This is a genomic window from Burkholderia ubonensis subsp. mesacidophila (assembly GCF_002097715.1).
In the GTDB taxonomy this organism is placed as follows: Bacteria; Pseudomonadota; Gammaproteobacteria; order Burkholderiales; family Burkholderiaceae; genus Burkholderia; species Burkholderia mesacidophila.
Genome location: NZ_CP020738.1, coordinates 3,203,247 through 3,216,106 on the forward strand (window position 1 = coordinate 3,203,247; position 12,860 = coordinate 3,216,106).

Below are 12,860 nucleotides of genomic sequence, written 5' to 3' on the forward strand. Positions count from 1 at the left end.
GTCACGTCACGCCCAGGCGCGCTCGGGCTGCCACGCCTTTTCATGCGACTCAATCCGGATTACCGCCTCTCACTCCGGCATTCGCATGAATTCAAACCTGAAATATTCGGCTGCATTGAACCGTGTATAGTTGCGCCGTCGAAAATTCGCGCGCCTTCGCAGCCGGCATGAATCCGTTCATGCGTGTCCATTCGCCGTATTCGCGTGCGTACCAATAAATCACCGAATCCGGGGCCGGGACTGTCATGACGCAGCCAGAGATCATCATTTGCACCGATGCGGTCGAGCCGGGGTTGCGCAATGATTTCTGGCGCGAAGTCACGCTGCCCGTGTTCGACACCACGCCGCTCGACGACGACGCGAACGCCGTGCTGGAGGGCTCGATCCAGAGCCGGCTGGTCGGCGAGCTGCTGATCGGCGAGACGAGCTTCAATGCGCAGCAATACCGGCGCGACCGGCGCGTGATCGCGCAGGGCGGACTCGATCACTACGTGATCCAGGCGATCACCGCGGGATCGCTGAAAGGCGTGTTCGGCCGGCGCAACGTCGCGGCCGGGCCCGGCGACATCTGCGTGATCGATCTCGCGCAGACACTCGACAGCCGGGTCGAGGCCGGCGCGACGCTGACGACGTCGGTGCCGCGCAAGGCGCTGGAGCACGCGCTGGGGCGGCGCGACCTGCATGGCGCCGTGCTGAAGGCCGGACGGCCGATGACGAAGCTGCTCGTCGATTACCTGCAAGGGCTGAAGGCGGTATCGGCGCGCCTGTCGCCGAGCGAATCGTTCGCCGCGCAGGACGCGATGACCTCGCTGCTGGCCGCGGGCCTCGCCGGAGAAGACATCGCCGGACGCGAAGCGGCGTCGGCGCTCGCCGATGCGCTGCGCGACCGCATCGTCGAATTCATCGACGCGAACCTGACGCGGCCGGAGCTGGGCCCCGACTTGCTGATGCGCCGGTTCCGGATCTCGCGCGCCCATCTGTACCGGGCCTTTGCCGACGACGGCGGCGTGAGCCGCGTGATTCGCGACAAGCGCCTCGACGCGGCCTACATGGCGCTGCGGCATCCGCGCGGCCGCGAGCGGACGATCGCGGAAATCGCCGCCGAATGCGGATTCGCCAGCAACGCGCAGTTCCTGCGGGCGTTCCGCGCGCACTTCGGCGTCACGCCCAGCGACGCGAAACGCGAGCGGATGGCATCGGTGACGCCGCGCGACGGACTGTTCACGCTGCAGGATCATTTCGCGAACTATCGCGCGGCCGCTGCCTGAATCCGCATCGCGTCGATATGGGACGTCATCAGGGTAAACACGAGACAAATCGAAGCACGCCGTGATGCAACCGATGCTCAAAGAATGTAACAATTCCGGGCCCGGACGCTCCCCGCGTCCGGGAATATTTGTGCCATTCTTGAGCCACCTTCGCGTGGCTTCTTTTTTGCCGCTTTCCCGCTTCTTTCCCGCTTCTTTCCCGCACCGTGCACGCTTCCCGCCGCATCGCGAACGCACCCGGGCCTGCCGCCTTCAGTCCCGGCCTCCCTGCAACGGGATCACGGGCGTCGCATGGCGCGCGAAGTGCACGTGCAGGCTCGACAGATCATGGATGGCCTCGACGTGCTCCCCGTGCTCGGTGCGAATCTCGCGCGCGGTGGCACCGAAGCGCTGACGCATCGCCCGCACCAGCATGTCGCTGCTCGAAAAGCCGTAGCGGAATGCGACTTCCTTGATCGTCTGCCCGTTCGAGCGCGGATCGACGAGCGCCCGATACGCGAGATCGAGACGCCGGTCGCGAATGAACCGCGCGACGCCGCCGTCCGCCTCGAACACCCGGTACAGGTGCGCGCGCGAAATGCGGAAGTGCGTCATCAGCGTATCGGGACTCAGGTCGCGATCGGTAACGTGCTGCGAGATGTGCTGCACGATGCGCCGGCGCAGCGCGTCGCCGTGCGTGACCGGCCGTTTGCCGGCGAGCGGCGCCGCCTCGGCGAGCGCGGCCGCGAGCAGCGCCACCATCGCGTCCTGCACCGCGATCGCCTGCGCCGGCGACGCCTGCTCGCCCAGCTCGTACATGCCCACCAGATAATCGGCCAGCAGACGCGTGATCGCCCGGTTCGCGTGCAGCACCATGCCGTGCAGGTCGCGTCCGCCCGACGCCTTCTCGAGCCCTTCGCGCGGCACGAACACGGCGACGCTCTCGCCCGCGTCCACCCGGCTGCACAGCGGCTGGCCGAGATCGATGATGTAGATGTCGCCCGGACACGCGCGCACTTCGACGCCGTTGAAATCGCCGACGAGCGCGCCCGAGCGCACGAGCTGCACGACGTACTGGTCGAAGCCGCTCTGCTGGATGGTCCGGCGGTCGCGCCGGTATTGCTGCGCATTGAACGACGTCCGCCACATCAGCAGCTCGCCCAGCATCCGCGACGCCAGCGTCCCGGTCAGCCGTGCGTCTCCATGCCCGGCAATCGGCGTCGTGTCGACGATGGGCCGCGTCACCTGGCGCCAGTATTCGTCGCGCAGCGACGGCTCGACGCGTTCGGTCGATAGAAAGACTTCCCCGGAAGCCATGATCCCCTCGCATTTCTGTTTTCTATTGCGATCTTTCTTGTCGTGAATCGTGGGTGGCGACGCGGCACGGTCGCCGACGCAGAAATCCACGGTCCAGCGCCGCGAATCCGGCGCCGCAAGCCGTTGCCGAAAGGCCGGCCTGCATGCGCCGCTCTCAGTCATCGCGGCACGATCGTCCGGGGAATGCACGCCATGCGTGCAGCCGGTGAAGCGAACGGAAGCGGCCCGAACAATCCGCCGCCGTCGCCGGCAAAGCAGGGTAGTCGACACACTCGGCGACACACCCGGCACCCGCTCCCGTCGGGTGCCCATACACGCTGATCGCGAGCGCCGCGATCGCGTCCCGTTCGATCCCGACGGAAGCGCCGAGCGACGAAGCGCACGGCTGCCGGGTTGCACGAGAGACGACCAGCGGCGGGATTGTGCAGCCAATCCGGCGTCAGGCCCTTTGCTGCAGCGCGCAGAAACATTGCTCGCCCGAACGGGCACGCAACATCGGCGGGCCGCGCACTCGACGAAAACGCGTCGTCACGAGGCGGCCTCCGTCAGAACTGGTAGCCCGCGCCGACGACCGCACCGAAGTCCGAGCGGCTGTTGCCCGTCACGGACGCCTTGACGACCCACTTGTCGTTTTGCGTCAGGTACGAGTAGCCCGCCGCGAAGCCTTGCTGGCCACGGTAGTTCGACGTGGCCGCCGACACCATCGAACGCCCCGGCGCAGTCGGTTGCGGAAGACCGGCAACCGCCATCGCCGACGCCACGCCGCCGAACATGTCCTTCTTGACGTTGTTCAGGTCGTTGTAGACCTGGCCGATGCGTTGATCCGTGTAGCCGCGCGATGCCCCCGACGCGGCGGCGACATTGTCGTTCAATTGCTGCACATTCACCGCATCGGTCGGCGCCGTACCGGCCGCGACGTTGGTGACCTGGCGCTCGTTGCCCTTCGCGCCGACCGAGAACGAATTGTCGCGATCCGCGACCGAGCCTTGGCCGACCGCAACGGCGTTCTTGCCGCTCGCGGTTGCCGTCGCCCCGAACGCGCCCGCATCCGCGTGCGCGATCCAGCTCGTATTCGCATCGGTGACTGCGGCCTTGATCTCCTGGCTGGTCCTGACGTCCTTGAGCACGCTGTTGAGCTGGCCGACGTTCACCGCGTCGTTGCTGTTGACGCCCGCCGCCACGCCCGTCAGCACGCGATCCGCGTTGGCGCTGTTGGCGAAATTCACCGACGTGCCGCCGGTGCCCGCGCCGACCGTGACCTGGCCGTTCGGGTCCTGCTGCTGCACGAGGCCCGCCTTGCCGTTCGTGACGTTGGTCACGTTCTCCTGCAGGTTCGTGATGTCGGTCGTGTTCTTCGCGACCTGCTGATTCGTCGCGTGGAGCTGCGAGCCGTTCACGGCATCCGTGCTGGTTGCGCCGAGCGTACCGGCCTGCACGTTCGTGATCTTCGTGCCGCCGGCGCCGCCGAGCGTAATGACGCCCTTCGAGCTGTCGTCGTACGTGACCGCCATCGCACCCAGCTGATTGATGCTCGACTGCACGCTCTTCAGTTGCTTCACGTTCACCGCGTCGGTATCGTCCACGCCGGTCGCGACATTCTTCAGCACGACAGGCGATGCGGCGTTGCCGCCGACGAGCGAAACGGAATTCAGGCGGTTGCCGTTCGCGTCCACGTCGTATTTCACGACGTTCTTCACGGCGTCGCCGGCCTGGTTCGACACGTTCGTGATCTGCTGTTCGAGGTCGGATTTCACGCCGTACAACTGGCCGCCATTCACCGCGTCCTTGCTGCCTGCCGCGATGCCGCCGTCCGCCACGTTGGTGATCTGCGCGGCCACGCCGCCGTGCGCCGCGTTGTACGCGCCGACGCCCGGATCGAATCGCAGCGCGTCTTGCTGCAAGCCCGCGATCGCCGTCGTGTTGCCCGCCACGCGCGTGTCGATGTTGCCGAGCGCGTCGCCGACGTTGTTGAAGGTGGCGCCGCCGACGTCGTACTTCGGCGCATTGATCGAGCCGTTCGTGTTCGCCGTGGCGCCGCCGCCGAGCGCCGCCGCCACGCTGTCGGTGGCATGGCGCAGTTGCGAGCCGTTCACCGCGTCGGTGCTGCCGACGGAGACGCCGCCTTCCGCGACGTTCGTCACGCGCACCGGAGCGCCGCCGTTGCCCCCGCCGAGCGACACCTGCTGCTTGCTCGCGTCGTCATACTTCACGGCGAGCGAATCGAGTTGGCCGACGCCGGTCTTCACCGCGGCATTCAGCTGATCGACGTTGACCGCGTCGGTACCCTTCACGCCTTGCGCCAGGTTGGCGATCTGCTGCGGCGCGCCGCTGCCGTGGCTCGCGTCATACGCGCCGAGCGTCGCATTCCATTGCAGCGCGTCCTGCTGCAGCGCCGCGATGTTCGTCGTGTTGCCCGCGACCTGCGTGCCCACGTTCGACAGCTGCTGGTTCGTTTGATAAAGCTGGCTGCCGTTCACCGCGTCGGTGCTCGTCGCCGACACGGCGCCGCGCGTCACGTTCGTCAGCTTCGTGCCGCCCGTCACGCCGCCGTCCGTGCTCGTCGCGCCGCCAAGCGTCACGTTGCCCTTGGTTGCATCGTCGTATTGCACCGCGCTGTTCGCGACCGCGCTCAGCTGGTTGAGGTTGACCGCATCCGTGCCCGCCGTGCCGCCCGCGACGTTGCGGACCTGCCGCTCCGCCCCCGTGCTGCCGACCGACAGCGCGCCGCCGGGTGCGATCGCATCGCCGCTGAACCGGGCCGGGCCGGTCGCGTTGGCGGCGCCCACGCTGTTCGCGCCCAGCGCGATGCTGCCGTCAGGCGCGGCCACCGCCCCTGCGCCGAGCGCGACGGACGCGATGCCGCTCGCGCGGGTTTGCGTCGCCGGGTTGTAGGTCGCGCCGCTCGACACGCCGTCGTTGCCCGCCGCCCGCGAGTCGGACGAGCCGATCGCGATCGACCGGTAGCCCTGGGCGAACGCGGAATGCCCCATCGCAATCCCGCTTTCGCCGCTTGCGTACGCAACGTTGCCGATCGCCGTCGCGTAATCGGCGGTCGCCGCCGACTGGCGGCCGAGCGCGAAGCTGGTGTTGCCGGTTGCCAGCGCGACCGTGCCGATCGCGATCGCCGAATTCTTCGTCGTGCTCGCGCCGACGCCGATGGAAATGCCGGAATCCGACGCGCTGGCGCGGTCGCCGATTGCAACCGACGCCTTTTGCGCATTCGCGTTATTCCCGATAGCCGTACTGCAGCCGTTTTGCAGAATATATTGCGAACCGGGTGTGGCGGACTGGTTTCCCGGATTCTGGCGATCGACGAAATTCTGGGAACAGGTTGAATCGATGCTGGCCGCGGAACCGGATCCGCCGCTATTGGCTGACGTTCCTGAAACTGCCGTTTGTGCTTCCGAATACGCGGAGAGCGTCAATCCGGAAATAGAAAATGCAATACCCGCAATCACGCGAAGCCCCCGTACGCGCTTGCGGCCGCCTGCCTTGCCGTGCGATGCAGCCCCTTCCTGCACCGCCACCCAGGCGCCGGATGTCTCGTTCCAGATCGTTTTGTAGCATTTATTCATCTTTGGAATCCATTATTTTCGTCGATAAATCGGAGTCGCTTTAGATTTACTCCGCACTAACCGGAAATGGATTCTATTTATTACCTCACACAACAATCTTCAGAAAATGTAAAAACCAGCTGCAATATTTGTCAGGCATGGTTAAATTTGCAATCAAAATATGTTATTTAAATTAAAACCTTTCATTAAACGAAAATAGAGAAAAATAAGCAATTGCCGCCCCATCGTTTTGTCTCATTTGGTGCTTTAAAAAATCTCATTTCAAATTCGAATGCCGACGCGCAGACGCCGCCCGTCCCGGTACGGGACGAAGCTTCGGAACGGGGGAGGAAGGAAAGGCGAGGACGACGTCGGATCGACGTCATTCAGGTCGATAACGCCGCTTGTCAGGCACGGCGTCGATTGAGTCGATTCCGGTGCGCCGCCGGGCACCGCGCGAAATTGATGCCTGGAACCGGTTCAGGCGGCGCGCCGGCCACGCTCGGTTATTCGCGACCGCTGCCGGCCGCCGAGCCAACGTTGCGCTTGAGCCGCGCCATGTGACACACGGTGGCGTACACGCCGTCGCGCAACGCGAAGTCCGGCGATTCGCCCTCGATCCGGAAACCATGCTTCTCGTACAGCGCGATCGCGCTCCGGTTGTCGGCGAACACCGTCAATTCGATGCGCGTGACGTTCAGCCAGTTCTCCGCGAGATCGATCATCGCGGCGAGCAGCCGGCCGCCGACGCCGCGCCCGTGATGCGACGCCTTGACCATCAGCCCGAACCCGGCAACGTGGCGGCGGCGCGGATTCGCTTCCGGCTGAATCCCGAGATGGCCGACCACCTCGCCGTCGATTTCGGCGACGAGGCTGAAGCCCTTCTGACGTATCCCTTCGATGCGCTCCTGCCATTTCTCCAGCGACGGAAACGGCGCTTGCAGCGTATTCGCGTAGACCGCGGGGTGGGCGACGATCTGGCGGATCGCGTCGATGTCCTTCGTCTCGCTGTGTCGAATCGTGATGTCGGTCATGAGGCTATCGGGCAAAGGGGCATGCGAACGTCATCGGCATGCCGGGGGAAAACGTCGAGCTTATCCGAATTGGCCGCGCCGGATACGGTCGCGAGCCGACGAAATCACGCTGCATCGCGCGACGGATCGTGCATTTCCTGCCGCTCGTGATTCGTTGCGCACGCAACGTCACGCGCGGCGGCCTGACAAGCGCGTTCAACTTCCGGTCGCCGAACGGCGAGCCGCTGCCGGCGCTCGCGGGGCGCACGACGAAAAGCCAGGTGGACGCGCTGCCTTACGAACTGCATGCACGCGCTCGCGCGCATTCCGGCGCCTGCATGGTCACGCTGAAGTTCGCCAACACCGGCCGCGTCGAAACCGGCCGCCCCCTCGGTCAGCGATCCGGCTTCCGATGCCACGCGGCGAAGCACCGCAGCACCCGCCCGGGTGCGCCGGGCGTCTGCGATCGCAGCACCCGCCCGGACCGCGCCGATCATCAGACGGATGGCTGGTGCCACCCTGATTTCGCACCGCACGAAAATGCTCCATATTTGCCGCCGGTTCGCGTTAAACTCCGTCAAGCTGTTTGCAAAAACGACATCTTCGCCTTTACGGCACACACGACACGAGGATACGTTCGATGCGCACATCCGGCTCATCCGGGGCAATGACCCTGCTCACCGAACACGACCCGGCCGACGGCCGCGAACTGCGGTCGTTGCGACTCGAAGCGACCAGCGACGGCAAGAGCGTGCTGCTGATCGAGATCGACGAGCGCAAGCCCGGCATTCACCGCGAGGTCCGTTACGAAATCACGCCGGCCGAGCTGGTCGCGGCGATCCGTTCGCAAGGCGCCGAGCTGCCGGGCGAGAACCACCACGGCGCGGCGTCGCTCGCGCGCAGCCCCTCCTGATCCTGCCGGCCGGTGAGCCGCGCACGATGCGCCGGCTCACCTTCGCATTCGATTCGTCTGATTCATTCGCTTCCCGCCACTGTCTTGAAAATGGCCGATAATCGGCCCATCTATGCGCTTTCCGCGCATTTGCCCGCTTTTGCCTTTTCGGACAGCCGTGATGCTCCGTGACCTCGTCGCCCAGTACGGGCCGCTTCTCGTATTCGCCAACGTGCTGGCCGCCGCGGTCGGGCTGCCGGTGCCGGCGATGCCGACGCTCGTGCTGTTCGGCGCGATGTCCGCATTGCACCCGGAGATGATCGGTTCGCAGCTCGTAACGGTGCTGGCGCTGTCGGTGCTGGGCGCGCTGATCGGCGATACCGTGTGGTACGTCGCCGGACGCCGCTACGGCGGCGTCACGCTGAAGACGATCTGCCGGCTGTCGCTGTCGCGCGACAGTTGCGTGAGGAAAACCGAGCGCTTCTTCGGCCGCTACGGCGTGCGCGTGCTGGCCGTCGCCCGCTTCATTCCGGGGCTGTCGCTCGTGTCCGTGCCGATGGCGGGTGCGCTGCACACGCGCTATCGCACGTTCGCCGGCTACGACGCGCTCGGCGCGGCGCTGTGGACGATCGTCGGCCTGGCGGCCGGGCTCGTGTTCTACCGGCAGATCGACTGGCTGTTCGCCGGCGCGAGCCGGCTCGGCCGCGCGGTGCTGCTGGTCATCGTCGCGCTGCTGGCCGTCTACGCGGCGGTGCGCTGGATGCGCCGCCGCGCGCTGATCCGCCAGCTCGCGAACGCGCGCATCGGCGTCGACGAGCTCGACGCGCTGCTGCGCGACGTCGCCGCGCCGGTGATCCTCGACGTGCGCTCCGACGAGCACCGCAAGCTCGACCCGTTCGCGATCCCGGGCGCGCAGTTCGCCGACGAGCGTCATATCGGCGACATCGTCGCCCGCTATCCGCTCACGCAGAAGTTCGTCGTCTACTGCTCGTGCCCGAACGAGGTGTCGGCCGCGCTGATGGCGAAGCGCCTGACCGACGCGGGCTTCACCCATGCGCTCGCGCTGCGCGGCGGCCTCGACGCGTGGCGCGACACCGGCCGCCAGCTCTCGTCGCTCGCGGAAGACACGCCGGCGGCGAACGATCCCGTCGCCGGCTTTCACAAGCCGGCCTGACGCCGGCTCGAACGCGCGAGGCCGCCGCTGCGGCCGCTTGCGCGACGCGTCTGCTCGCGATCAGAACGCCTTCACCGGCACGTTCACGACGAGACGGTACTCGCGGTTGGTCGCGTCCGAGGTGTGCGTCGAGCCGACGTGCCACATCGCGATGAAGGTGACCTTCGTGTCCTTCAGCTTGCCGCTCTGGAACGTGTACGACGGGATGAAGCCGAACTCGTGGTGACGGCCCTGCACCGGCCCGCCGTTGACCCAGTAGATGCTCGACTTCGACGGATCCTGCGACGCCATCTTGCTGCCGTCCGCACCCCAGCCCGTCACGCCCCACACCATCGCCTTGAAGCCCGGCAGGCCCGCGTCTTTGCCGTAGAACGTGTAGCGCAGCTGCAGCGACTTCTCGTGCGGCGCGTTGTAGTCGACGTCCATCGAGTTCGTCAGGAAGATGCCGTTCGTCTCGTTCAGGTAGTCGAAGAACTGGTCGCCGAGCACCTGCTGATAGCCGAGCAGCAGTTCGTGCGGGCCGTGCTGCGCGGCCAGCGACAGGCTGTAGGCATTGTTGTTGATCTCGCCCTGGCGTTTGTCGCCCGTGTCGTGCGTCGAGTAGACGTTCGCGAAGCCCGTCCACTTGACCGTCTTCGGGCTGCCGATGCTGTGCTTGATCGACGCGTAGTACTGGCGCCACACGTCGTCCGCCTGGTTCGCGTACAGCGCGAGCTCGCCGTCCGGCGAGTAGTCCCACGTGCCGCCGGCGTAGGTCAGCCGGTCGATGCGCGTGCCGCCGTACTGGCTCGTCAGGTTGGTCAGCGTCGTACGGCCGCGCGCGTCGGTCTTCGTGAAGCTGCCCGCCTCGAGCATCACGTTCTTGAATTCGTTGCTGACGATCGTCGCGCCCAGGAACGTCGGCGGCAGCGCACGGTTGTCGTGCTGTTCCATGAACGGGTTGTCGACGGCCTGCAGACCGTACTTGACCACCGTGTTCGAGATCCGCGCCTTCACGTCGTAGATGCCCGGATAGGCCCACGCGAGCTGGTTCGAGCCGCCGCCGCCCTTCGCGACGTGCACCATGTTGCCGGCGCCCTTGCCGCCGTCGAGCTTCAGCGCCGCGTACACCGACGCGTCGACGCCGAAGCCGATCAGGCCCTGCGTGAAGCCCGACTCGAAGTTCGCCATCGCGCCCTGGACCCACGCGTGGCGGTGCGGCCCGCCCTTGTTGTCGAGCACGTCCGCGTAGTTGCGGAACAGGAAGTTCAGGTGGCTGTCGGCGATGAAGCCGTTCGACTTCGATTGCGCGGACGGCTCGTCCGGCGGCGTGACGGCCTGCGTGGCCTCGGCGTTGATGATCGCGTTCGGCGTGGACGCCTGCGCGACGATGGCGCCGGGCGCTGCCTGCGCCACCGTCAGCGGCGCCGCGTCGTCCGCGTAGGCCGCAGCCGTCAGCGAGACGCCGGCCAGCGCGAGCAGCATTTTCGATGTCGTTCCGATCTTCCTGTATTTTGTCATCCTGGTTCTCTTCTTGTGTTGATGTTGTCTGCGCCGGTCGCGATACGCTCCCGGTCCCACCCCGGCGCGCCCGATCAAGGACGCGCCTGTCCCCGCGGCGCGAAGGTCGTTCGCGCCGCACCTACCCCTGTCGACCTGCCTGCTTATATGTGCTTCAGCCCGCACCCGCACGGATGCAGGCGACCTTCGCCGCAGAACCGTGCCGTACTTCCGGCCGCGGGATGTCCTGTGCGCACGCTTCGATCGCGTCCGGGCAGCGCGTGCGGAACGCGCAGCCGGACGGCGGATTGAGCGGCGACGGCATCTCGCCCGCCAGCAGCATCGGCCGCCGCGCGCGTTCCCGCGCGGGCTCCGGTGTCGGCGCCGCGTCGAGCAGCGCCCGCGTGTACGGGTGCTGCGGCACACCGTACACGTCGTGCCGCGCGCCGAACTCCATCACGCGGCCGAGATACATCACCAGCACGCGCTGGCTGATTGCCTTCACCACCGCGAGATCGTGCGCGACGAACAGATAGGACAACGACAGTTCGCGCTGCAGATCGCGCAGCAGGTTGACGATTTGCGCCTGGATCGACACGTCGAGCGCCGACACGGGTTCGTCGCAGATCACGAGCTTCGGCTCGCCGATCAGCGCACGTGCGATTCCGACGCGCTGGCACTGCCCGCCGGAGAATTCATGGGGATAACGCAACAAATGATGCACATTGAGGCCGACCCGTTCGAGCATCGACACCACGCGGCGCCGCACCTCGGCGCGGCCGACGCCCGGCTGGTGCGTGACGAGCGGCTCGGCGACGATCTGCTCGATCGTCATGCGCGGATCGAGCGACGCGAGCGGATCCTGGAAGATCATCTGCACTTCGCGCCGCATCGCGGTGCCGCGCAGGTGGTCGGGCGCGACCGCGTCGCCGCGCCAGCGCACCGTGCCGGCCGTCATCGGCACGAGGCCGATCAGCGCGCGCGCGAGCGTCGACTTGCCGCAGCCGGATTCGCCGACGAGCCCGACGGTCTCGCCGCGCTTCACGTCGAACGACACGCCGTCGACCGCGCGCAGCGTCCCCTTCGGCGACCACGGATAGCCGCCGAGCGGCACGCGGAAATGTACTTTCAGATCCTCGACGGACAACAGCGTGTCGTCCGTCGCGCCGGCGTTGCGGCGTTCATCGACGCTCATCGCAGTCCTCCCGTCAGTTCGGCCACCGGCCGGTGGCACGCGCGCACCGCCCCCGCGGCGCCGTAGGTTTCGAGCGCCGGGCGCGCGGAGCCGCACTGGCTTTGCGCGTACTGGCAGCGCTTCGCGAATGCGCAACCGGCGCTCGCCGTGCCCGGCATCGGCGGGTTGCCCGGAATCGCGACGAGCGGCGCGTCGTCGGCATCGGTCAGCCGCGGCAGCGCGTTGAGCAGGCCGATCGTGTACGGATGCGACGGCGCGGCGAAGATCGACTCGGCCGGCGCGTATTCGACGGTGCGGCCCGCGTACATCACCATCACGTCGTCCGCGAGGCCGGCGACCACGCCCATGTCGTGCGTGATCAGCACGATCGCGGTGCCGCGCTCGCGGTTCAGCTCGCGCAGCAGGTCGATGATCTGCGCCTGCACGGTCACGTCGAGCGCGGTCGTCGGCTCGTCGGCGATCAGGACTTCCGGCTCGGAGAGGAGCGCCATCGCGATCATCACGCGCTGCCGCATGCCGCCCGAGAACTCGTGCGGATACATGCGGATGCGGCGCGCCGCGTCGGGAATGCGCACCGATTCGAGCGCCTCGATCGCGCGCTTCGTCGCATCCTTGCGCGACAGCTTGCGATGCAGCTGCAGCGTTTCGGTCATCTGCCGCTCGATCGTCAGGAACGGATTGAGCGACGTCATCGGGTCCTGGAAGATCATCGCGATCCGGTCGCCGCGAATCGCGTTCAGCGCGCGCGTGTCCATCGCCAGCAGGTCCTGCCCGCGATAGCGGGCCGCGCCGCTCGTCGTGCCGTTGCCGGCGAGCAGGCCGAGCAGCGCCATCACGGTCTGGCTCTTGCCCGAGCCCGATTCGCCGACGATGCCGAGCGTCTTGCCCGCTTCGAGGCTGAACGAGACGCCGCTCACGGCGTCGATCGGCGGCGCGTCCCTGCGCGTGAAGCGCACGCCGAGGTTGTCGACTTCGAGTAGTGCAGCCAT

General features: G+C 66.8%; 9 protein-coding genes and 1 pseudogene. 4 read left to right on the forward strand and 6 right to left on the reverse strand.

Going from position 1 to position 12,860, the window contains the following annotated elements; genetic code table 11:
- Positions 1-245: 245 nt before the first annotated feature.
- Positions 246-1,268, forward strand: coding sequence for a helix-turn-helix domain-containing protein (locus tag B7P44_RS31945; protein WP_084909802.1), 1,023 nt, complete (start codon positions 246-248; stop codon positions 1,266-1,268).
- A 252-nt stretch (positions 1,269-1,520) separates the two neighbouring features.
- Here B7P44_RS31945 and B7P44_RS31950 read toward each other — a convergent pair whose 3' ends face one another.
- The 3 genes from B7P44_RS31950 to B7P44_RS31960 form a co-directional block, all read right to left on the reverse strand.
- Positions 1,521-2,564 (reverse strand): helix-turn-helix domain-containing protein, encoded by a 1,044-nt coding sequence (locus tag B7P44_RS31950; protein WP_084909803.1) that lies wholly within the window; start codon positions 2,562-2,564, stop codon positions 1,521-1,523.
- Positions 2,565-3,109: 545 nt separating this feature from the next.
- Entirely contained in the window at positions 3,110-6,139 is a 3,030-nt protein-coding gene (locus B7P44_RS31955) for a YadA-like family protein (protein ID WP_084909804.1), read from the reverse strand.
- 485 nt (positions 6,140-6,624) lie between these two features.
- Complete coding sequence (locus B7P44_RS31960; RefSeq protein ID WP_084909805.1) at positions 6,625-7,152, reverse strand: GNAT family N-acetyltransferase; 528 nt, start codon at positions 7,150-7,152, stop codon at positions 6,625-6,627.
- 149 nt (positions 7,153-7,301) lie between these two features.
- On the opposite strand from B7P44_RS31960, the pseudogene B7P44_RS38000 reads away from it, so the two are divergent.
- The 3 genes and pseudogenes from B7P44_RS38000 to B7P44_RS31975 all read left to right on the forward strand — a co-directional run.
- Positions 7,302-7,502: pseudogene (locus tag B7P44_RS38000) on the forward strand (hypothetical protein); the annotation flags it as partial.
- A gap of 269 nt (positions 7,503-7,771) precedes the next feature.
- Entirely contained in the window at positions 7,772-8,044 is a 273-nt protein-coding gene (locus tag B7P44_RS31970) for a hypothetical protein (RefSeq protein ID WP_084909807.1), read from the forward strand.
- Positions 8,045-8,204: 160 nt separating this feature from the next.
- Positions 8,205-9,197: a DedA family protein/thiosulfate sulfurtransferase GlpE gene (locus B7P44_RS31975; protein ID WP_084909808.1), complete on the forward strand. Its 993-nt coding sequence runs from the start codon at positions 8,205-8,207 to the stop codon at positions 9,195-9,197.
- A gap of 60 nt (positions 9,198-9,257) precedes the next feature.
- Here the strand turns inward: B7P44_RS31975 and B7P44_RS31980 are convergent, their stop codons facing one another.
- From B7P44_RS31980 to B7P44_RS31990, 3 genes are all read right to left on the reverse strand, one after another.
- A complete protein-coding gene (locus tag B7P44_RS31980) occupies positions 9,258-10,697 on the reverse strand; it encodes an OprD family porin (RefSeq protein WP_084909809.1) in 1,440 nt (479 codons plus the stop codon).
- A gap of 154 nt (positions 10,698-10,851) precedes the next feature.
- Positions 10,852-11,871 carry an ABC transporter ATP-binding protein gene (locus B7P44_RS31985; RefSeq protein WP_084909810.1) on the reverse strand — a complete coding sequence of 340 codons (1,020 nt, stop codon included), beginning with the start codon at positions 11,869-11,871 and terminating at the stop codon, positions 10,852-10,854.
- Positions 11,868-12,860 carry an ABC transporter ATP-binding protein gene (locus B7P44_RS31990; RefSeq protein ID WP_084909811.1) on the reverse strand — a complete coding sequence of 331 codons (993 nt, stop codon included), beginning with the start codon at positions 12,858-12,860 and terminating at the stop codon, positions 11,868-11,870. The genes B7P44_RS31985 and B7P44_RS31990 overlap by 4 nt, the downstream gene beginning before the upstream one ends.